This is a genomic window from Streptomyces sp. NPDC017095 (assembly GCF_044332325.1).
GTDB lineage: Bacteria > Actinomycetota > Actinomycetes > Streptomycetales > Streptomycetaceae > Streptomyces.
Genome location: NZ_JBIROU010000021.1, coordinates 1 through 21,308, shown reverse-complemented (window position 1 = coordinate 21,308; position 21,308 = coordinate 1). Strand labels below are relative to the sequence as shown.

Below are 21,308 nucleotides of genomic sequence, written 5' to 3'. Positions count from 1 at the left end.
GGTGGGGGGGGGTCGGGCCCGGGGTCACCGGGGGTGGGGGCCCGGGCCGCGGGTCCCGGGGGGCCCCCCCCGGCCTGTTTTCGACCCGGGGGCGGGGGGGGGGGGGGGGGGGGGGCCGGCCCCCCCCCCGGGCCGCCGTCGTCTTGACCCGTCCGTCCGGGCGCGGCCCGGTCAGCCCCAGCCGCGCGCGTCCTGCTTCAGCGCGGTGTCGACCGTCAGCGCCGTCGCCACGACGAGGGTCACCAGCGGCTCGGGCAGCTGGTAGTGGATCTGCAGGACGTAGTTGTCCGCCGTCGTGAACAGCGTCTTGGCGAGGCCCTCCCAGGTCTTGGTGATCCGGGCGACCTCGTTGTCCGCGTGGTCGACGATCGCGAAGTTCCAGGCCCGCCAGTTCTCCGCCTTGATCGCGCCGACCTGCTGGCCGTTCACCATCATCGCGAAGTTGATCTTGCCGATCATGTTCTTCTGGACGATCTCGCCGACCGGCGAGCCGTCCGGGCGGGTCACGACCACCCGGGACTTGAAGATCTTCGCGGGCCGGGTCAGCAGCAGCTGCGGCTGGCCGTAGGCGTCCCGGATCTCCAGCTTGTGGGTGAGGAACTGGTCCAGGCTGGAGACGAAGCGCAGGATCTTGCGCAGCACGCCCTGCCCGACCTGGGTGACCGAACCGATCTCCCGGCCGTTCTGGTCCATGACCTTGTACTCGTTGGTCAGCTCGATGAGCTTGGCCTTCTGGTTCACGACCAGGACGGGCTCGGTGAAGAGGGTGCCGCCGCCGGGGCCGCCGGCCGCGACACCGGCCTGCTTCTGCACCTGGCGCTGCACCTTGGCGTCGCCGTGCTGCTGCTGCGGGAAAGCGGCCTGCTGCCGGTCCGGGGCCTGCTGCGGCGGAACCTGCCCGGCGGGCTGCCCGCCCGGGTTGGTGTGCTCGGTCCACTGCGCGCCGTCCCAGTAGCGGAGCGTCTGCTGCGCTCCGTGCGGATCCGGGTACCAGCCTGCAGGAGTGTTCGATTGCGTGGTCACCGGGGCACACTACCCTGCGGTGACCGGTACCTGACCAGTACGCACGGAGCGGTGTTCATCGCCCGTTCACCCCGTCGCGATCGCCGGGTCGCTGACACCGGACAGCCCGTTCTCCACGTGCCCGGCGAAGCCGCGCAGCCAGGCCGGGTCGGCCTCGGAGGTCACCGTCAGGTCGTACCAGCGCTTGCTCGCCGTGAGGGAGACGGTCCGCCGCACGGTCTCGCCGGGCCGTACCGTCACCGTGACCGGGGCGGCGCCGTAGCCGTCGGCCAGCGTCAGCCGCGCCGTGCCGGAGCCCTTGTTGGTGAAGGTGAGCGCGACGTCGTCCCCGGTGTGCCGGGCGGTGACCTCGCATCCGGCGGTCTTGTTGCGGCCCTTGAAGACGCGCAGGAAGCCGTTGGGCCCGTGCACGGCCAGGTCGTAACGGCCGCCCGAGTACACCGAGTTCCAGGTGTCCGAGAGCGTCTTGCCGGCTTCCGTGGTGTAGGTCCAGGGGCCGTCGGTACGGCTGTCGGACGTCACCAGGAAGACCGCGCCGGCCTGGGGTCCGGAGGCGAAGGTGAGCGCGAACGTGCCCGCGGCGGTGTCCGCGGCGCCGTCCACCACCGGGGCGTACTTCAGCGGGCGGGTGGGCCGGCTGCCGGGCTCCTGGCGGGGCAGGGAGGCGGTGGCGGGCGGCTTGGGCACGTAGTCGGGGTGGCGGCCCCGGTCCGGCGGCCGGTAGCCGGCCGTGGAGGGCAGCACGACCGGTGCGGTGTCCTTGCGGGAGAAGTCGAAAGCGCTGGTCAGGTCGCCGCATATGGCGCGCCGCCAGGGCGAGATGTTGGGTTCCCGGACGCCGAAGCGGCGCTCGATGAACCGGATGACCGAGGTGTGGTCGAAGGTCTCCGAGCAGACGTAACCGCCCTTGCTCCACGGGGAGACGACCAGCATCGGCACCCGCTGGCCGAGCCCGTAGGGACCGGCGACATGGCCGCTGTCGCCCTTGAACAGGTCGAGCGCGGGATCGACGGTCGACTTGCCCTGTGCGGCGGAGGCCGGCGGGTAGGGCGGGATGACGTGGTCGAAGAAGCCGTCGTTCTCGTCGTAGGTGATCAGCAGCGCGGTCTTCCCCCACACGTCCGGGTCGGAGGTGAGCGCGTCGAGGACCTGGGAGACGTACCAGGCGCCGTAGTTCGCGGGCCAGTTGGGGTGCTCGGTGAACGCCTCGGGGGCCACGATCCAGGAGACCTGGGGCAGCCGGCCGCCCTTGACGTCCGCCTTCAGCCGGTCGAACAGGCCCTCGCCCGTGCGGGCGTCGGTGCCGGTGCGGGCCTTGTCGTACAGCGGGTCGCCGGGCTTGGCGTTGCGGTACTGGTCGAAGTAGAGCAGCGAGTTGTCGCCGTAGGTGCCGCGGTAGGCGTCGCTGATCCAGCCCCAGGAGCCGTTCGCGTCGAGGCCGTCGCCGATGTCCTGGTAGATCTTCCAGGAGACCCCGGCCTGCTCCAGCCGCTCGGGGTACGTCGTCCAGCCGTAGCCCTTCTCCTCGTTGCCGAGGACCGGGCCGCCGCCCTTGCCGTCGTTGCCGGTGTACCCCGTCCACAGGTAGTAGCGGTTGGGGTCGGTGGAGCCGATGAACGAGCAGTGGTAGGCGTCGCAGACGGTGAAGGCGTCCGCCAGCGCGTAGTGGAAGGGGATGTCGTCGCGGGTCAGGTACGCCATCGTGGTCGCGGACTTGGCGGGCACCCACTTGTCGTACCTGCCGCCCGCGAAGGCGGCGTGTCCGTCGTTCCAGCCGTGCGGGAGGTCCTGGAGGAAGGCCAGGCCCAGGTCGTCGGCGTCCGGGTGGAAGGGCAGGATGTCCCTGGTGCCGTCGGACTGCTTCCAGACGGACCGGCCGTTCTGGGTGACCGGACGGGGATCGCCGAAGCCGCGCACGCCGCGCAGCGAGCCGAAGTAGTGGTCGAAGGAACGGTTCTCCTGCATCAGGACGACGATGTGCTCGACGTCCTCCACCGATCCGGTGCGGTAATGGGCGGGCAGGGCCGCCGCGCGCTGGATGCTGCCGGCCAGCGCCGAGAACGCCGTGGTGGCGCCCGCGAGCTGGAGGAAGCGCCGCCGGTTGACTTCGGACATGGGTGAGGACCCTCTCCTTCTGACGTACGGCCGTACCGGCCTGCGGGATGCCGCCGGATGACGGAAACCGCGCGGAGCGAGTGTTCCAAGAGCAGCAAACGTCAGGGAAGGGTCCGATGGCGCCGGTGTGAAACCCGGCGGTCGGTGCGGTGCGGGGACGACCGCGCGCTCCTGGCAACCACAGAGCGCCACGCCGAGTTGACGCGGGGGGCGGTGTCGGTGATGCGGGGGCGGTCAGGTCTCGGTCGCGGGGACGACCGTGAGGTGGGAGCCGCCGCTCCGGGGGCGGCGGGCGCGGCGCACCGGTGCGGCGGGCCGTTCGCGCAGCACCATCGACAGCCGCCGGTAGCCGAGTTCGCGCAGCGGCTGCGGCGCCTCCTCGACGATGCGGCACTCCGTGCGCCCGCGGCGCGGGTCCGGGTGGTGCAGCAGGCGCACCGCCCCGTCCAGGCGGGTCGCGGCCTCGCCGACGGCGCGGATCCAGTGCGGCAGGCCCTGCCGGTAGGCGGCCTCCATGATCGGGTCCTCGGCGATATCCCGGCGCACGGCCTGGAGTTCGTGGTCGTGCCCGGAGGACTCCAGGGCGTCCCGGAGCTGGGCCAGCATCGGCAGGCACCAGTCCGGCTCGTGCTCGCCGAGGATCGCGCCCGCGTCCGGGTGGAACAGCACGAACCGCAGGAAGTTCTCCCCCGGCATGGCCGTCGGATGCGGACGCACGCCGCCGAAGAGCGTCTCGAACGCCCGGTTCGTCATGACCACGTTCCACTGGCGGTCCACGACCAGGGACGGACAGGACACGTTCTCCAGCAGCGCTCCGTAGTCCTGTAGGTACGCCTTGGTTTCGCCAATGTCGGGGACGGGCCGCGGTGCCGGCCGCTGCCCTCCTGCCTGATGTGCCATCGGGAGGTCACCCCTCTTGCCTCTGCGGCCTTTCACGCGGCGATGTGATCCTGCTGCCCAGGCAAGAGTCGTGTCAACTATCGTGGCATTTCATGCCGGTTGACGGCTGAAATTCGCCACAGTTGTGGCGACACCTGGATGTGGGTTCCGGACACGGGCTACGCTCCGGGAAGTTCACGGCGATCGCTCGTGAGAAGCACGGACACATCTGAAGCCCTCTAGAGACGTAGGAGTTCTGTCGGTGACGGATGGCTACGAGGATCCGGGCGCCTCGGCGACCGCCCAGCTGCCGGCCGTCGTCGCCCGCGTCACCGCGCTCGCCGACCGGCTCGGCGTACCGCACGCCGAGGTCTTCGACGTCGGGCGGCTCTCCACCGCCTGCGGGGTGCCCGAGCCGGTGGTGAGGGCCCTGCTCAGCGGTCGGCCCGCGGGCGAACCGGATGTCCAGGCCCGCTTCCTGCAACGTCTGGACCTGCTGCGCCGGACCCGGCTGAAGCCCGGCGGACGCCGCTACACCCAGCAGGAGATAGCCGACGGCGCGGGCATGTCCCGGCAGCAGGCCGGCGCCCTCATCAACGGCGACCGGCGGCCCACCATGGAGCACTGCGACGCCCTCCAGCGTTTCTTCCGGGTGCACGCCGGCTTCCTCACCGCGGAGGACCCCGAGGCCCTGGCGGGCGCGTTGCAGCGTACCGAGCAGGAGCTGTTGCAGAAGCTGGCGGACCGGGAGCGGGCCGACGTGGAGGCCGTGGAGGACCCGCTGGAGCGGCTGCTCCAGGACCACGGGGTGCGCGGAATCGCCTGGCGGGCCGCGCAGTTGCCCACGGACCAGCACCGGGACAAGGTCGCGGAGTGGCTGGACATGCTCCTGGAGAGCGTCAAGCGGCCCGAGTCCTGACCCGCCGGCGGGGAGCCGTACGGCGTGTGCGGTACGGCCGTTTCTCCCGCCGTGCCTGCGGCTGAGCGGGCGAACCGGGGCCGAGCCGGACGGCATTGTCAGTGGTGGGCGGCAAGCTGGGGGTGTGCGCCGAGCTACGACGCGGTGCACGGCGCCGCAGGGCGCGTGACCGTGACGCCTACCCGGGGAGAGCCGACCGATGCCCACCGCCGTACTGACCGACCGTGAGCGCACCGCCGTCCAGGCGTACCTGCGGCTGCTCCATACGGTGCGCGCCGCCTTCGACGGACCACCGGACACCGCCCGGCCCGCCCTCGTCCCGCCCGCCGTCCTCGCCGAGGCGGACCGGGCACTGGCCCAGGCGGGACTCGCGGGCAACGAGGCGGAGTTCTTCCACCTGCTGCGCAACTGGCACCCGCAGGTCTGACGAACCCTCCGGACGGAGGTCCGCCGTCACCGCCGGGGCGGGAGCGGGACGGCGGGCCGGGAGACGCCGGTGCCGATCTGGCCGGAACACGCCGGGCGGCCCGCCTCGGCCGGGGTGCGCTCGGGCAGCGGCGCCCCGGTCGGTGCCGGCGCGGTGACCGGTCACCTGGCACGGACGGTCGCGTCCGGGCGGTCATCCGCCGGGAGGGACAGCCGGGCGCGGAGGCCGGCTGGCATGCGCCGCGGACGGCTCGGGCGTACCTCGGAACGGCGAAGTGCGCGTCCGGACGGCGGGCGCCGCCCCGCGAGCAACCCGTGCGCGCCGCCGACAAGCGGGGCGATCAGGCGGCCGGTCCACCCGGACCGGCCGCACGTCGATCGCCGCGCCACGTAGGTCGCTACCGCGCCCGCGTCGGTCGCCGCGTACGTCGCCCCGGTGGCCCGGCGTCAGGCGGAGGGTGTCGTGGGGTGCGGGATGACCACCGATGTGGCGAGCACCCCGTCCCGTACGACCCACCGGCCCTCGAACGTCTGGAGGCGGTGGCCGCCGACCAGCGGGCCCGGGACGAGGAGTTCGGCGCTCAGGGTGCCGTACGGCTCGCCGGCGGAGTCCGCGCGCAGGGTGATGTCGGCCTCGGAGAAGTCCAGCCACTTGCGGGTGAGCGGGAACCACGCCTTGTAGACGGACTCCTTGGCGCTGAACAGCAGGCGGTCCCAGTGCACGGCGGGTGATTGCGCGGCGAGCAGGTCGAGCCGGGCGATCTCGGCGGGCAGGAACACGGACTCGCCGACACCTTCGGGCAGCGCCCCGTGCGGTTCGGCGTCGATGCCGAGGGAGGCGAGGTCGGTGGCGCGGACCAGGGCGGCGGCGCAGTAGTCCTGGCAGTGGGTCATGCTGCCGGCCAGCCCGGCCGGCCACAGCGGGGCGCCCCGCTCACCGCTGACGACGGCCTGCGGCGGCACGCCCAGCTTCTCCATGGCGCGCCGGGCGCAGCCGCGGACCGCGGCGAACTCGCGGCGCCGCTTGGCCACCGCGCGCACGACCAGCGCCTCCTCCTCCGGATGGAGCGGGGCCTGCCACAGCGGGTCGTCAGCGTGTGCCTCCACGGCCACGACCGACTCCGGGAGCAGCTCCTCGATCACCGGTCTCGACCTCCATCGGCAGGATGCGGCGCGGCCTTCCCGGGGCTTCCGGGCGCTTGCGCCATTCGCGGGGGTAGCCCACGGAGACCTCCATGAAGCGGACTCCGTCGTGCCAGGTGGTGCGCGGGATGTGCAGATGGCCGTAGACCATGGTGGCGACGCGGAACCGGCGGTGCCAGTCCGCGGTCAGCCCGGTGCCGCACCACATGGCGAACTCGGGGTGCCACAGGACCTCGGTGGGGTGCCGGTCCAGCGGGTAGTGGCCGGCCAGCACGGTCGGGAGGTCCTCGGGCAGCTCGGCGAGCCGGCGCTCGGTCTCGGCGACCCGCGCCCGGCACCACGCCTCACGGGTCGGATACGGGTCGGGGTGCAGCAGGAACTCGTCGTTGCAGACGATGCCCGTGCTCTCCGCGTAGGCCAGGCCCTCCGCCTTGGTGGCGCAGCCGGCCGGCAGGAACGAGTAGTCGTACAGCAGGAACAGCGGGGCGACGACGGCCGGGCCACCGGCGCCGCGCCACACGGGATAGGGGTCTTCGGGGGTGAGGACGCCCAGCTCGCGGCAGACCTCGACCAGGTGCTCGTAGCGGGCGACGCCGCGCAGGGTGACCGGATCCCGGGGGTGGGTCCACAGCTCGTGGTTGCCGGGCGCCCACAGCACCTTGCGGAAGCGGCGCGCGAGCGTGCCGAGCGCCCAGCGGATGTCGTCCACGGTCTCCGCGACGTCCCCGGCCACGATCAGCCAGTCGTCGTCGCTCCCGGGCCGCATCTCCTCGACGAGGGCGCGGTTCTCCGGGTAGCTGATGTGCAGGTCGCTGATGGCCAGCAGCTGTCCGGCCCCGGCCGTCGACTCCACCCCGCGCACCCCTTCCGATCATCCGATGGCACCACAACAACACATGGACCCGGCCGGGGACAAGAGGCATCCGACCGGGTGTCGGCTTCCGGAACCGGCGGCGCTCCAAAGGGTCATGGGTGATTTCGAGACGCCGTCGGGGGACGTGCGCGGACGGCTGCCCGTCCGGCTCCGGACGCGAGGGATCGCCTGGTCCAGGGTAACGCGACCGCCCGGGGAAGCGCTCGTCCAGGCGGGCTCGCCGGGGGTGCCGGCCGCCCGGACGGCCGGGACACCTGGCCGGAAGGCGACGGTTCGATTGAGGAATGTACGACAGTACGGGAGTATACGTACTGTCGTCGTATGAGCCGGGCCGCCCTGCCCACGAACCGAAGGGGCCGACCTCCATGTCCACCTCCCCCAGGCCGCACGCGCACCCGGCCGGTGCCGGCCGCGGCCGACCGGGCTGGAGCCTGGCGCTGCTGGCGCTGGCACAGCTGATCTTCTCCCTCGACCTGAACATCGTCTTCGTCGCGCTGCCCGACATCGGCTCCGACCTGGACTTCCCCGGCCAGACCCAGCAACTGGTCGTCAGCGCCTACGTGGTGTTCGCCGGCGGTTTCCTGCTGCTCGGCGGCCGGGCCGCCGACCTGCTCGGCCGGCGCCGGATCTTCGTCCTCGCGCTCGCGGTGTACGCCGTCTCGTCGCTGGCCGGCGGGCTGGCGGGCAGCCCGGCGGTCATCGTCGCCGCGCGGGCGGTGCAGGGCATCGGCGGCGCCCTGCTGCTGCCGTCCACCCTGTCGCTGATCAACACCCTGTTCGAGGAGGGCCCCCGGCGCAACCGGGCGCTCGCGGTGTGGGGCGGCGCCGGGGCCAGCGGGCTGACCGTCGGCGCGCTGCTGGGCGGCCTGCTCACCCAGGCCTTCGGCTGGCCCGCCGTGTTCTTCGTCAACGTGCCGCTGGCCGGGCTCGTCGCCGTGGCCGCCGTGTTCGTCATCCCGCGCGATCCGGCGGGCAGCGCGGGCCGCCGGTTCGACCTGCCCGGCGCCCTGACCGTCACGGCCGGCGCCACCCTGCTCGTCTTCGCCCTGGTGGAGGGCCCCGAGTGGGGCTGGGCCTCCCCGGCGGTCATCGGCGCGGCCGTCGCCGCCGTGGTCTCCCTGACCGCGTTCGCCGTGATCGAGACCCGCAGCGCCGACCCGCTGATGCCCTTCCGGCTGTTCCGCAACCGCAGCCTGACCGTGGCCATCACGGTGACGTTCCTCTACATGGCCACGTTCGGCACCCTGCCGTACTTCCTGACCGTCCTGCTCCAGTCGGTGCACGGCTTCAGCGCGCTGGACACCGGGCTGGCCTTCCTCGTGCCCTCCGTCGCCATCGCCGCCGGCACCCAGCTCGGCGAGCGCATGACCACCCGGCTGGGCGCCCGCACCACGCTGATCGCGGGCTTCCTGGTGGGCGCCGTGGGCACCGCGGTCCTCGCCCTCGGTTTCGACGCCGACGCCGGGTACGCCGTGGCCGTGCCGGGACTGATCGTCTCCGGGCTGGGCCAGGGCGTGGTGTGGACCGCGATGTGGATCGCCGCCGCCACCAAGGTCGCGCCCGGCGAGCAGGGCATCGCCAACGGCATGGCCTCCACCACCCTCAACCTGGGCAACGCCATCGGGCTGGCCGTCCTCACCGCGCTCGCCGACGCCGGCACCGGCGGCAAGGCGGGCCAGGCGCTGCGGACCGCCACCGCGGACGGGGAGTTCCGCGTCGTCCTGCTCACGGCGCTCGGCATGGTCGCCGGCCTGCTGATCGCACTGCGGCTGCCCCGCGCCCAAAGCGGCGACGCCCCCGTGGCCGGGGCGCCGGACGCGGCGGAGGACGCGGGCCTGCCCGCCGGGGTCGCGGACCGGGCGGTGCCCGGGAATCCGTGAGCCAGGCGTGGCACGGGCGGGTGGTGGATGGCCGTATGATCGCCCCGACACCAGCGCTCTCGACTCCCCTTTCCCCGGGGCCGTTTGGTGACCCTTCCTCCCACCTGCCCGGGCACGGGCCGCTCCGCCGTGCCCGCACACCCCGAAAGGCGGCCCGCATGGTCTCTCGCGTACGCGTCTGGCTCAACCGCACGTACGCGGAGAACGTGTTCTTCATGGATCAGCTGCGGAGGAATCCCAGTGACCGGGCGGTCGAGATCCACGCCACGCACGGCGACCCGGACTCGCCCGTGCTGGCCGCCGCCGACACCGCCGAGCTGGAGCCGGAGGGCCTGTCCCCGGCCGCGTACGCGGAGTACGCGCTCGACCAGTGCGTCCGGCGCGGCATCGACGTGTTCGTGCCCCGGCTGCACCAGGCCGCGATCGTGGCGCAGCGGGCCGAGTTCGCGGCGGCCGGCACGGCGCTGCTGGCACCGACGCCCGAGGCGATCGCCGTGTTCGAGGACAAGGCGACCGCGTACGAGGCGGTGTGCTCGGTGGGCGTGCCGGTGCCGCCGTGGTGGCGGGTCCGCACGGCGGACGAACTGCTCGACGCGGTCGCCCGGTTGGAGGCCGCCGGGCACCGGGCGTGCTTCAAACCGGCCGTGGGCGCGGGCGGGGCGGGCTTCCGGACGATCACCCGGGCGCCCTTCTCGCTGGCAGAGCTGAACGGCTTCCCGGGCCCGGAGGTACGGCTGGACGTGGTCGTGGCGGCGCTGCGGCGGGCCGAGGAGCCCGTGGACTGGCTGGTGATGCCGCGCCTGGAGCAGCCCGAGGTGTCCGTCGACTGCCTGACCGGACCGGACAGCCGGGTGCGGCTCGCGGTGGGCCGCACCAAGAACGGCCGCCGCCGGGGCTTCACCCTGGACGAGCGGTGGCTCGCGCCGGCCCGGCTGATCGCGGAGGGTTTCGGGCTGCACCACCTGTCCAACATCCAGTTCCGCATGCTCGGCGACCGCCCGGTGCTGCTCGACGTCAACACCCGGCCCGCCGGAGGGCTGCACCAGCTGTCCCTCTGCGGGGTGAACGCGCCGTGGGCGGCGGTGCGGCTGGCCCTGGGCGAGGACCCCGGCGTGATCGAACCGCCCTTCCTCGGCCAGGACTACACGGTGGTGTCGGGCCCGCGCCCCCTGACACCGACGGCGGGGCCCCGGCAACGGCCGGCAGCCGACGTACCGCTGCCGACCACACCCGCCACCGCGCCCCCCGTCGAAACGGCCCAGGCACTGCCCCTGTAGGGACCTGAGGGCCCCTGCCCGGCCCTGCGCGCCCGGCGCCCGGCGGCCGCCGTCCGCTCCCCCGGTGCCTACGCCAGGTACGCCAGTCCCGGGTGGGCCTCGGTGTAGTGGTCGACCAGGCGGCGGGCGACGGTGACCGAGTCGACCAGGGGGTGCAGGGCGAAGGCCGTCACGGCGGCCGCCCGGGAACCCGACTCGGCGGCGGCCAGCACCTCCCGCTCGACGGCCTTCACCGCGCACACCAGGCCGGTGGCGTGGCCGGGCAGTGGATCGGCGGCGAGCGGATGGGCGCCGTTCGCGTCGACCAGGCACGGCACCTCCACGACCGCGTCGGCGTCGAGGACGCGCAGCGTGGAGCGGTTGCGGACGTTGAGGATCAGAGTGGCGCGCTCGTCGCGGGCGATGGCCCGCATCAGGGCGAGGGCCACCTTCTCGTACCCGCCGGACAGGTCCTCGGCCTCGCGTTCGCCCGCGCCGGCGCTCTCCCGGTTCTCGGCCATGTACGTCGCCTCGCGCTCGGCCCGGGTACGGTCCCAGGCGAGCAGCGCGGAGCCGCCGGGACCGCCGGCCTGCTGGTAGAAGCGGGCCTGCTGGTCGCGCAGGAAGGCGCCGCGGGTCCGGTCGGCCTCCTGGTAGGCGCGGACGGTCTCCCGGTTGAAGTAGTAGTAGTGCAGGTACTCGTTGGGGATCGCGCCGAGCGAGCGCAGCCAGTCGGCGCCGAACAGCCGGCCCTCCTCGAAGGAGCCCAGCAGCTCGGAGTCGCCGAGTAGGCGCGGCAGTTCGTCCCGGCCGTTGACGCGCAGGCCGCGCACCCAGCCGAGGTGGTTGAGGCCGACGTAGTCGACGAACGCCCGCTCCGGGTCGGCGCCGAGGACCCGGGCGATACGGCGGCCGAGGCCGACCGGCGAGTCGCAGATGCCGATGACGCGGTCGCCGAGGTGCCGGGACATGGCCTCGGTGACCAGTCCGGCGGGGTTGGTGAAGTTGATGACCCAGGCGTCGGGGGCGAGCCGGGCCACCCGGCGGGCGATGTCGACGGCGACCGGGACCGTGCGCAGACCGTAGGCGATCCCGCCGGCGCCCACGGTCTCCTGGCCCAGCACTCCCTCCGCGAGCGCGATCCGTTCGTCCGCCGCCCGGCCCTCCAGACCGCCGACGCGGATCGCGGAGAAGACGAAGGCGGCGCCGCGCAGGGCCTCGTCCAGGTCGGTGGTGGCGGACACGGCGGGCGCGTCGGGGACGCCCTCGGCCTGCTCGGCCAGCACCCGGGACACCGCGCGCAGCCGGCCGGCGTCCAGGTCGTGCAGCACGACCTCGGTGACCCGTCCTTCGGCGTGGTCGGCCAGCAGCGCGCCGTACACCAGCGGCACCCGGAACCCGCCGCCACCCAGAATCGTCAGTTTCACGCCCGTACCTCTCTGTCGCTCCCGCACCCTTCTAGCAGACCGGCACCGCGCGGACGCCGGTGACCGCCTCCCGGCGGCAGGTGCCTTCCGCGCACCTGTGCCGGGCGAGGTGGCGCGGTCCGCGCGGACGGGCCACCAGGCGAGATGGCCCGGTCCGCGCGGACCGGCCAGGCTTCGGCCCCTGAACTCCCCCGCGGTGCGGGGACTTTCCATGTTTCACGTCTTGACTGCCCTCGGGCCGCGGAGCACATTGGCTCACCGTGAGAGCGCTCTCAGAATCCGTTGCGGGTGCTCTCGCCGTCCCCCGCACCCCTCCGCGTATCCGAGAGGCTCCCCATGAGCGCATCCTCCGGTGTTCCCAGACGCCGCTCCGCACGGCGCGCGTTCGGCTCCGTCGTGGCCGCACTCGGCCTGGCCGCCGCCCTCGCCACGGCCGCCGGCGCACCCGCCGACGCCTCCGCGCCCGCCCCGCCCGCCGGCTGGACCCAGGTCTTCGCTGACGACTTCAACGGCGCGGCCGGTTCCGCCGTCGACTCCGCCAACTGGCGCTACGACACCGGGACCTCCTATCCCGGCGGCGCCGCCGGCTGGGGCACCGGCGAGGTCGAGACGATGACGTCGAGCACCGCCAACGTCGCGCTGGACGGGAACGGCAATCTGCTCATCACCCCGCGCCGGGACGCCTCCGGCCACTGGACCTCGGGCCGGATCGAGACCAACCGCACCGACTTCCAGCCGCCGGCCGGCGGAAAGCTGCGCGTGCAGGCCCGGATCCAGCTGCCGAACGTCACCGGCGCCGCCGCCAAGGGCTACTGGCCGGCGTTCTGGATGCTGGGCGCGCCGTTCCGCGGCAACTACTGGAACTGGCCGGGCGTCGGCGAGCTGGACGTCATGGAGAACGTCCAGGGCCTGAACACCGACTGGGCCACGATGCACTGCGGCACCAACCCGGGCGGTCCGTGCAACGAGACCACCGGCATCGGCGGTTCGACCTCCTGCGCCGGCACCACCTGCCAGGCCGGCTTCCACACCTACGCGATGGAGTGGGACCGCTCGGCCAGCCCCGAGGAGATCCGCTTCTCCCTGGACGGCACCACCTTCCACACCGTCCGGGCGAACCAGGTCGACGCGACCACCTGGGCGAACGCCACCAACCACGGCTACTTCCTCATCCTCAACGTCGCGATGGGCGGCGGCTTCCCGGGCGCGTTCGGCGGCGGCCCGGACGGCGGCACCGAACCGGGCCACCCGATGACCGTCGACTACGTGCAGGTCCTGCAGTCCTCCGGCGGCGGCACCACTCCCCCGCCGCCCGGCGGCCGGGACGCCTACAGTCCCGTCCAGGCCGAGTCCTACGACGGCCAGTCCGGCGTCGTCACGGAGACCACCACGGACACCGGCGGCGGGCAGGACATCGGCTCCCTCGCAGGCGGCGACTGGGCGCTGTACAAGGGGGTCGACTTCGGCGCGACGGCGGCGAGGCAGTTCTACGCCCGGGTCGCGAGCGGCGCGGCGAGCGGGGTCAGCGGCCTGGTCGAGGTGCGCCTGGACAGCCGTACCAGCGCGCCCGTCGGCAGCTTCGCCGTGGGCGGCACCGGCGGCTGGCAGTCCTGGCGGACGGTCCCGGCGAACATCGGCGCGGTCACCGGCACGCACGACGTCTACCTCACCTTCACCAGCGGCCAGCCGGCCGACTTCGTGAACGTGAACTGGTTCGACTTCGGGCACTGAGCCCGGCGCGGTGACGGGCGACGGCGCGGACGGGCCCACGGCACGGACACACCGGCCCTGGCGCCGCCGTCCCCCCTTCTCCCCTCCACCACTCCGGAGCCGTCTCGCCGCCCGCCGGGCCCGCCGGGAGCGCCGGCGCCCGGCGGGCCGGCCACGTGCCCCGCCGGAAGCCCGGACGGCCGGCGCCCGGCCGTCCACGCGCGCGACCTCCGCCGCGCCTGCGGTGTCGTCCAGGCGTGCGACCACGAAAAGCCGGCGCCGGTCCCCCTCCGGTCAGCCCTCCACACCCCGCCGCCCGTCCGACCGTTCCCGTCAGGGCGTCAGCGCAGCTCCGCACGGAACGTCACCGGTGTCTGGCCTGTGTGCAGCTGGAAGAACTTGGAGAAGTTCGCCGCGTCCGGGAAGCCCACCGCCGCCCCGACGCGGCCGATCGGCAGGTCCGTGTGGGCGAGCAGGCGCTTGGCCTCCAGGACGACGCGTTTGTCGATGAAGCCCTTCGGGGTCTCGCCGGTGGCCGCGCGGACGGCGCGGACCAGGGTGCGGCGGGAGTAACCGAGCGCGTCGGCGTAGGCGCTGACGCTGTGATTGGTGGCGAAGTCCTCCTCGACGGCGTCCCGGAACCGGGTGAAGGTGCTGTCGGTCTGCTGCCGGGAGGTCTCCGCGGCGCTGGTGGCGAGGTGGGCGAGGCGCAGCAGCAGCGCGGTCAGGGTGTGCCGCAGGACGGCCGTGTGCAGACCCGGCGGGAGCGTGGCGGTGTCCTCGTACTCGCGGCGGAGCTGGTCGAGGGCGGCCCGCACCGCGCTGAGCTGGGCCGGGTCCGGGCGCAGCAGCGGCGGCAGGTCGTAGCGGTACAGGCCGGCGGCCTCGACGGTGGCGCGGGGCAGGAAGCCGGGTTGCATGGTCAGCACGGTTCCGCGGTACACGATGTCCCGGGAGAAGCGGTGGACCTGTCCGGGACGGATCCACAGCAGGTCGCCGGCGCCGGCCTCGTACTCGGCGAAGTCGATCATGTGTCGTACGGGGCCGTCGGTGAAGAGCATGACCACATGGAAGTCGATGCGGTGGACGCGGTGCAGCGGGGCGTCGGCGTGCCAGGTGCGGTCGGTGCCCATGGGGCCGATCTGCATGCCCACGCCGCCGACGGCCAGCTCGGCCGGGAAGGGGAAGGTTCTGATCCCGTCGTCGTCAGGCCCGCCACCAGCGGCTTCGCCTCTTATAGCCGTCATGTCCTTTTCGTGCCGTTCTCGTCGTGCGATCACTGTCCCAGATTCACCACAGGCTGACACACCCCGACCTTTCTTCGAATAAGTCAGACTTTTAAGTTTGAACGCGTCCGGCCAGCCACTTCGCACTGAACGAGGACTTCTTGAAGATGACCACGCAGACTTCCGACGGGTTCGAGTGGACCGACCTCGACCGGCGTGCCGTGGACACTGCCAGGCTCCTGGCGGCCGATGCGGTGCAGAAGGTGGGCAACGGACACCCGGGCACCGCGATGAGCCTGGCCCCTGCCGCGTACACGATCTTTCAGAAGGTGATGCGACACGACCCGGCCGACCCCGAGTGGACCGGCCGTGACCGGTTCGTCCTCTCCCCCGGCCACACCTCGCTCACCCTCTACACGCAGCTCTACCTCGCCGGCTACGAGCTGGAGCTGGACGACCTGAAGGCGTTCCGCACGCACGGCTCGAAGACGCCGGGCCACCCCGAGTACGGGCACACCGCGGGCGTGGAGACCACCACCGGCCCGCTCGGCCAGGGCGTCGCCAACGCCGTGGGCATGGCGATGGCGGCCCGCTACGAGCGCGGCCTGTTCGACCCGGAGGCGCCCGCCGGCGAGTCCCCCTTCGACCACACCATCTGGGCGATCGTCTCCGACGGCGACCTCCAGGAGGGCGTCTCCGCCGAGGCGTCCTCGCTGGCCGGCCACCAGAAGCTGGGCAACCTGGTCTTCGTCTACGACGACAACCACATCTCCATCGAGGGCGACACCGCGACCGCCTTCTCCGAGGACGTGCTCAAGCGGTACGAGGCCTACGGCTGGCACACCCAGCGCGTCGAGCCGACCGCGGACGGCGACATCGACGCCCCGGCCCTGTACGAGGCGCTGCGGGCGGCCCGGGCCGAGACCGGACGGCCGTCCCTCATCGCCCTGCGCACGATCATCGCCTGGCCCGCCCCGAACGCCCGGAACACCGAGGCCTCGCACGGCTCCGCGCTCGGCGAGGAGGAGATCGCCGCCACCAAGCGCCTCCTCGGCTTCGACCCGGAGCGCACCTTCGAGGTAGCCGACGAGGTGCTCGCGCACACCCGCCGGGCCCTGGACCGGGGCGCGGAGGCGCACGCCGCCTGGGACAAGCGGATCGCCGAGTGGCGGGCCGCCCAGCCGGAGCGCGCCGAGCTGTTCGACCGGGTGAGCAAGGGCGAGCTGCCCACGGGCTGGGAGGACGCCCTGCCCGTGTTCGAGGAGGGCAAGTCCGTCGCCACCCGCGCCGCCTCCGGCAAGGTCCTCCAGGCGCTCGGCCCGGTCGTCCCGGAGCTGTGGGGCGGCTCCGCCGACCTGGCCGGCTCCAACAACACCACCATCGACAAGGGCAGCTCCTTCCTGCCCGCGGGCAATCCGCTGGCCGAGGCCGACCCGTACGGCCGAACCGTGCACTTCGGGATCCGCGAGTTCTCCATGGCCGCGGAGATGAACGGCATCGCCCTGCACGGCAACACCCGGATCTACGGCGGCACCTTCCTGGTGTTCTCCGACTACATGCGCAACGCCGTGCGCATGTCGGCGCTGATGCAGCTGCCGGTCACCTACGTGTGGACGCACGACTCCATCGGCCTCGGCGAGGACGGCCCCACCCACCAGCCGGTCGAGCACCTGGCCTCGCTGCGCGCCATCCCCGGTCTGAACGTCGTCCGCCCGGCGGACGCCAACGAGACCGCGATCGCCTGGGCCGAGATCCTGAAGAGGCACGCCACGCACCCCGCCCCGCACGGGCTCGCGCTGACCCGCCAGGGCGTGCCGGTCTACGCGCCGAACGAGGACGCGGCCAAGGGCGGCTACGTACTGCGCGAGTCCTCGACGGAGGTCCCGGAGGTGGTCATCATCGCGACGGGCTCCGAGGTGCACCTCGCCGTGGCCGCGCGGGAGCTGCTGGAGGCCGCGGGGACCGGCACCCGGGTGGTGTCGATGCCGTGCGTGGAGTGGTTCGAGGAGCAGCCGCGCGAGTACCGCGAGCGGGTGCTGCCGCCGGCCGTCAAGGCCCGGGTCGCCGTGGAGGCCGGGATCGGCCTGACCTGGTACCGGTACGTCGGCGACGCCGGACGCTTCGTCTCGCTGGAGCACTTCGGTGCCTCGGCGGACGCCGGGACCCTCTTCGCCGAGTTCGGCTTCACCCCCGAGAACGTCGCCGCGGCGGCCCGCGCCTCGCTCGCCGCCGCGCGCGCCTGACACCGACACAAAGAGAAAGATGAGCACAGTGACCGAAGCAATCGCGACCCCGGGAGCCCTCAAGCGCCTCGCCGACGAGGGCGTGTCGATCTGGCTGGACGACCTGTCGCGCAAGCGGATCACCTCGGGCAGCCTCGCCGAGCTGGTGGCGAGCGGCAGTGCCGTCGGTGTCACCACGAACCCGTCCATCTTCCAGGCCGCCATCGGCTCCGGGGAGGGCTACGAGGAGCAGCTCGCCGACCTCGCCGTGCGCGGTGTCACGGTCGAGGAGGCCGTGCGGATGATGACGACGGCCGACGTGCGCGACGCCGCCGACATCCTGCGGGACGTGTACGACGCCACGGACGGCCGGGACGGCCGGGTCTCCATCGAGGTCGACCCGCGCCTGGCGCACCGCACCGAGGCGACCGTCGCCGAGGCCCGGCAGCTGCACTGGCTGGTCGACCGGCCCAATGTGATGATCAAGATTCCGGCGACCACGGCGGGCCTGCCGGCCATCACCGAGGTCGTCGGGCTCGGCATCAGCGTCAACGTGACCCTGATCTTCTCCCTGGAGCGCTACCGCCAGGTCATGGACGCCTACCTGGCCGGCCTGGAGAAGGCCCGCGAGCGGGGCGTGGACCTGTCCACCGTGCACTCGGTGGCGTCCTTCTTCGTCTCCCGCGTGGACAGCGAGATCGACAAGCGGCTGACCGCCCTCGGCACCGACGAGGCCCTGGCCCTCAAGGGCCGCGCGGCCCTCGCCAACGCCCGTCTCGCCTACGAGGCGTACGAGGAGGTCTTCTCCTCCGGCCGCTGGCAGGCCCTGGAGAGCGCGGGCGCCAACAAGCAGCGCCCGCTGTGGGCCTCCACCGGTGTGAAGGACCCGGCGTACAAGGACACCCTGTACGTGGACGAGCTGGTCGCCCCGGGCACCGTCAACACCATGCCCGAGACCACCTTGCAGGCCGTCGCCGACCACGGCGAGATCACCGGTGACACAATCACCGGCGGCTACGAGCAGGCCCGCGCCGACCTGGCCGCCGCGCAGCGGCTCGGCATCTCCTACGACGAGGTCGTCCAGCAGCTGGAGGACGAGGGCGTCGCCAAGTTCGAGGCGGCCTGGCAGGACCTGCTGGACGCCGTCGCCACGTCCCTGAAGAGCAAGGGAGTTGACGCCTGATGACCGAGAACGCCCCCGCCGCCCAGGCACCCGAGGAGGTGCGCGTGCCGGTGGTCCCGGCCGCCGACTGGGTGAACCCGCTGCGGGACGCCCGCGACCGCCGGCTCCCGCGCATCGCCGGCCCGTCGGGTCTGGTCATCTTCGGGGTGACCGGTGACCTGTCCCGCAAGAAGCTGATGCCGGCCGTCTACGACCTGGCCAACCGCGGTCTGCTGCCGCCGGGCTTCTCCCTCGTCGGGTTCGCCCGCCGGGACTGGGAGGACCAGGACTTCGCGCAGGTCGTGCACGACGCGGTGCGCGAGCACTCCCGCACCCCGTTCCGCGAGGAGGTGTGGCAGCAGCTCGCCGAGGGCATGCGCTTCATCCCCGGCGACTTCGACGACGACACCGCGTTCAAGCAGCTCAAGGACGCCGTGGACGAGCTGGACGCCTCCCGCGGCACCGGCGGCAACTTCGCGTTCTACCTCTCGGTGCCGCCGAAGTTCTTCCCGAAGGTCGTGCAGCAGCTGAAGAAGCACGGCCTGGCGAGCCCGCCCGAGGGCTCCTGGCGGCGCGCGGTCATCGAGAAGCCGTTCGGTCACGACCTGGCCAGCGCCCGCGAGCTGAACGCGCTCGTGCACGACGTGTTCGAGCCGGACCAGGTGTTCCGGATCGACCACTACCTCGGCAAGGAGACCGTCCAGAACATCCTGGCGCTGCGCTTCGCCAACCAGATGTACGAGCCGATCTGGAACCGGTCGTACGTCGACCACGTGCAGATCACCATGGCCGAGGACATCGGCATCGGCGGCCGGGCCGGCTACTACGACGGCATCGGCGCCGCCCGGGACGTCATCCAGAACCACCTGCTCCAGCTGATGGCGCTCACCGCCATGGAGGAGCCGATCGCGTTCGACGCGGAGGCGCTGCTCACCGAGAAGCTGAAGGTGCTGAAGTCGGTGCGCCTCCCGGAGGACCTCGGCGGGCACACCGTGCGCGGGCAGTACGCGGCGGGCTGGCAGGGCGGCGAGAAGGTCGTCGGCTACCTCCAGGAGGAGGGTATCGACGCCAAGTCCAAGACCGACACCTTCGCCGCGATCAAGCTGGGCGTCGACAACCGCCGCTGGGCGGGCGTGCCGTTCTACCTGCGCACCGGCAAGCGGCTCGGCCGCCGGGTCACCGAGATCGCGGTCGTCTTCAAGCGGGCCCCGCACTCGCCGTTCGACTCCACCGCCACCGAGGAACTCGGCCAGAACGCGATCGTCATCCGGGTCCAGCCCGACGAGGGCATGACCGTGCGGTTCGGCTCCAAGGTGCCGGGCACCTCGATGGAGATCCGGGACGTGTCGATGGACTTCGCCTACGGCGAGTCGTTCACCGAGTCGAGCCCGGAGGCGTACGAGCGGCTCATCCTGGACGTGCTGCTCGGTGACGCCAACCTCTTCCCGCGCCACCAGGAGGTGGAGGAGTCCTGGAAGATCCTCGACCCGATCGAGGAGTACTGGGCGGCGCACGGCCGGCCGGCGCAGTACGCGTCGGGCAGCTGGGGACCGAGGGAAGCCGACGAGATGCTCGCACGAGACGGACGGAGCTGGCGCAGGCCATGAAGATCGACCTGACCGACACCACGGCAAGCAAGATCAACAAGGCGTTGGTGCAGGGGCGCCGCGCCATCGGCACACCGGCCGTGGGCATGGTCCTGACGATGGTCATCGTCACGGACGAGGAGAACGCCTACGACTCGATCAAGGCCGCCGAGGACGCCTCGCGCGAACACCCCTCGCGGACCCTGGTCGTCATCAAGCGGCACGCCCGCACGCTGCGCGACCGCACCCACTCCCGGCTGGACGCCGAGGTGCGCGTCGGCTCCGAGGCCGGCACCGGCGAGACGGTCGTGCTGCGCACCTACGGCGAGGTGTCCGACCACGCCGACTCGGTGGTCCTGCCGCTGCTGCTGCCGGACGCCCCGGTGGTGGTGTGGTGGCCGGTGGACGCGCCCGACGCCCCCGCCAAGGACCCGCTGGGCGCGCTCGCCCAGCGCCGGATCACCGACCTGTACGCCGTCGAGCGGCCGCTCGAGGTGCTCCAGAACCGCGCCCGCAGCTACGCGCCCGGCGACACCGACCTGGCCTGGACCCGGCTGACCCTGTGGCGCTCCATGCTGGCCGCCGCCCTGGACCAGGCCCGGGTGCGGGTGACCTCGGCGGCCGTGGAGGCCGAGGCCGACAACCCCAGCGCCGAGCTGCTCGCGCGCTGGCTGGAGGCCCGCCTGAAGGTGTCCGTGGAGCGGGTGCACAGCGCCGGCCCGTTCGTCACGGCCGTCCGGCTCGGCACCGCGAACGGCGACATCGTCGTGGACCGGCCCGAGGGCCCGCTGGCCACGCTGACCTTGCCGGGCCAGCCGCCGCGCACCCTCGCCCTGAAGGTCCGCCCCACCTCCGAACTGATCGCCGAGGAGCTGCGCCGCCTCGACGCCGACGAGATGTACGCCATCGCCCTCCAGGGCGTGGCAACCAAGGAGAACGCCTGAGATGGCCGAGTTTCCGAAGCTCACCGACCGCCCCGAGTGGACGGCCCTCGCCGACCACCGCGCCCAGGGCCGGCCGCGGCTGCGCGACCTGTTCGCCGCGGACCCCGGGCGCGCCGAGCGGTACGTCGTGCGGGTCGGTGACCTGCACATCGACTACAGCAAGCACCTGGTCACCGACGAGACGCTCCGTCTGCTCCAGGAACTGGCCGCCGCGACCGGTGTGTTCGGGCTGCGGGACGCGATGTTCCGGGGTGAGCGGATCAACGTCACCGAGGACCGGGCGGTGCTGCACACCGCGCTGCGGGCGCCGCGGGAGGCGGTGGTCGAGGTCGACGGGGAGAACGTGGTGCCCCGGGTGCACGCGGTGCTGGACAAGATGGCGGACTTCGCCGGCCGGGTCCGGTCCGGGGAGTGGACCGGTCACACCGGCAAGCGCATCCGCACGGTCGTCAACATCGGCATCGGCGGCTCCGACCTGGGCCCCGCGATGGCCTACGAGGCCCTGCGCGCCTTCAC

General features: G+C 72.8%; 16 protein-coding genes and 1 pseudogene. 10 read left to right on the top strand and 7 right to left on the bottom strand.

Annotated features, from left to right (window positions below):
• Nucleotides 1-171 precede the first annotated feature (171 nt).
• From ACH4OA_RS30940 to ACH4OA_RS30930, 3 genes are all read right to left on the bottom strand, one after another.
• Nucleotides 172-1,023 carry a phospholipid scramblase-related protein gene (locus tag ACH4OA_RS30940; protein ID WP_397935608.1) on the bottom strand — a complete coding sequence of 284 codons (852 nt, stop codon included), beginning with the start codon at nucleotides 1,021-1,023 and terminating at the stop codon, nucleotides 172-174.
• Nucleotides 1,024-1,089: 66 nt separating this feature from the next.
• Nucleotides 1,090-3,138 (bottom strand): phosphocholine-specific phospholipase C, encoded by a 2,049-nt coding sequence (locus ACH4OA_RS30935; protein ID WP_397972607.1) that lies wholly within the window; start codon nucleotides 3,136-3,138, stop codon nucleotides 1,090-1,092.
• Nucleotides 3,139-3,372: 234 nt separating this feature from the next.
• Entirely contained in the window at nucleotides 3,373-4,038 is a 666-nt protein-coding gene (locus ACH4OA_RS30930) for a hypothetical protein (protein WP_397948408.1), read from the bottom strand.
• 241 nt (nucleotides 4,039-4,279) lie between these two features.
• Between ACH4OA_RS30930 and ACH4OA_RS30925 the strand changes: the two genes are divergently transcribed.
• Both ACH4OA_RS30925 and ACH4OA_RS30920 read left to right on the top strand, forming a co-directional pair.
• Nucleotides 4,280-4,936: a helix-turn-helix domain-containing protein gene (locus tag ACH4OA_RS30925; protein ID WP_397935613.1), complete on the top strand. Its 657-nt coding sequence runs from the start codon at nucleotides 4,280-4,282 to the stop codon at nucleotides 4,934-4,936.
• A 199-nt stretch (nucleotides 4,937-5,135) separates the two neighbouring features.
• Nucleotides 5,136-5,363 (top strand): hypothetical protein, encoded by a 228-nt coding sequence (locus tag ACH4OA_RS30920; protein WP_397935614.1) that lies wholly within the window; start codon nucleotides 5,136-5,138, stop codon nucleotides 5,361-5,363.
• 446 nt (nucleotides 5,364-5,809) lie between these two features.
• Here ACH4OA_RS30920 and ACH4OA_RS30915 read toward each other — a convergent pair whose 3' ends face one another.
• Nucleotides 5,810-6,505 carry a 4'-phosphopantetheinyl transferase gene (locus ACH4OA_RS30915; protein WP_397935615.1) on the bottom strand — a complete coding sequence of 232 codons (696 nt, stop codon included), beginning with the start codon at nucleotides 6,503-6,505 and terminating at the stop codon, nucleotides 5,810-5,812.
• Nucleotides 6,453-7,358 carry a metallophosphoesterase family protein gene (locus ACH4OA_RS30910; protein ID WP_397935616.1) on the bottom strand — a complete coding sequence of 302 codons (906 nt, stop codon included), beginning with the start codon at nucleotides 7,356-7,358 and terminating at the stop codon, nucleotides 6,453-6,455. The genes ACH4OA_RS30915 and ACH4OA_RS30910 overlap by 53 nt, the downstream gene beginning before the upstream one ends.
• A gap of 386 nt (nucleotides 7,359-7,744) precedes the next feature.
• On the opposite strand from ACH4OA_RS30910, the gene ACH4OA_RS30905 reads away from it, so the two are divergent.
• Nucleotides 7,745-9,259: an MFS transporter gene (locus tag ACH4OA_RS30905; RefSeq protein ID WP_397972604.1), complete on the top strand. Its 1,515-nt coding sequence runs from the start codon at nucleotides 7,745-7,747 to the stop codon at nucleotides 9,257-9,259.
• A gap of 158 nt (nucleotides 9,260-9,417) precedes the next feature.
• The gene (locus ACH4OA_RS30900; RefSeq protein ID WP_397948404.1) at nucleotides 9,418-10,536 is read left to right on the top strand and encodes an ATP-grasp domain-containing protein; all 1,119 of its coding nucleotides are present in this window, start codon (nucleotides 9,418-9,420) and stop codon (nucleotides 10,534-10,536) included.
• Between the two features lie 68 nt (nucleotides 10,537-10,604).
• Here ACH4OA_RS30900 and ACH4OA_RS30895 read toward each other — a convergent pair whose 3' ends face one another.
• Entirely contained in the window at nucleotides 10,605-11,942 is a 1,338-nt protein-coding gene (locus tag ACH4OA_RS30895) for a 6-phospho-beta-glucosidase (RefSeq protein ID WP_397935619.1), read from the bottom strand.
• A 336-nt stretch (nucleotides 11,943-12,278) separates the two neighbouring features.
• Between ACH4OA_RS30895 and ACH4OA_RS30890 the strand changes: the two genes are divergently transcribed.
• Nucleotides 12,279-13,673, top strand: a complete 1,395-nt coding sequence (locus tag ACH4OA_RS30890) for a glycoside hydrolase family 16 protein (RefSeq protein ID WP_397935621.1) — start codon at nucleotides 12,279-12,281, stop codon at nucleotides 13,671-13,673.
• A 320-nt stretch (nucleotides 13,674-13,993) separates the two neighbouring features.
• Here the strand turns inward: ACH4OA_RS30890 and ACH4OA_RS30885 are convergent, their stop codons facing one another.
• Nucleotides 13,994-14,899, bottom strand: a complete 906-nt coding sequence (locus tag ACH4OA_RS30885; protein ID WP_397948403.1) for a helix-turn-helix domain-containing protein — start codon at nucleotides 14,897-14,899, stop codon at nucleotides 13,994-13,996.
• A gap of 146 nt (nucleotides 14,900-15,045) precedes the next feature.
• Here ACH4OA_RS30885 and tkt point away from each other — a divergent pair, with 146 nt between their 5' ends.
• The 5 genes and pseudogenes from tkt to ACH4OA_RS30860 all read left to right on the top strand — a co-directional run.
• The gene (gene tkt, locus ACH4OA_RS30880; RefSeq protein WP_397972601.1) at nucleotides 15,046-17,121 is read left to right on the top strand and encodes a transketolase; all 2,076 of its coding nucleotides are present in this window, start codon (nucleotides 15,046-15,048) and stop codon (nucleotides 17,119-17,121) included.
• A 19-nt stretch (nucleotides 17,122-17,140) separates the two neighbouring features.
• Nucleotides 17,141-18,283, top strand: coding sequence for a transaldolase (gene tal, locus ACH4OA_RS30875; protein ID WP_397972599.1), 1,143 nt, complete (start codon nucleotides 17,141-17,143; stop codon nucleotides 18,281-18,283).
• Nucleotides 18,283-19,869 (top strand): glucose-6-phosphate dehydrogenase, encoded by a 1,587-nt coding sequence (gene zwf / locus ACH4OA_RS30870; protein ID WP_397935626.1) that lies wholly within the window; start codon nucleotides 18,283-18,285, stop codon nucleotides 19,867-19,869. The genes tal and zwf overlap by 1 nt, the downstream gene beginning before the upstream one ends.
• Nucleotides 19,866-20,792: a glucose-6-phosphate dehydrogenase assembly protein OpcA gene (gene opcA, locus ACH4OA_RS30865; RefSeq protein ID WP_397935628.1), complete on the top strand. Its 927-nt coding sequence runs from the start codon at nucleotides 19,866-19,868 to the stop codon at nucleotides 20,790-20,792. Before zwf ends, opcA begins: the two co-directional genes overlap by 4 nt.
• Before the next feature lies 1 nt (nucleotide 20,793).
• Nucleotides 20,794-21,308 (top strand): annotated as a pseudogene (locus tag ACH4OA_RS30860) (glucose-6-phosphate isomerase); the annotation flags it as partial.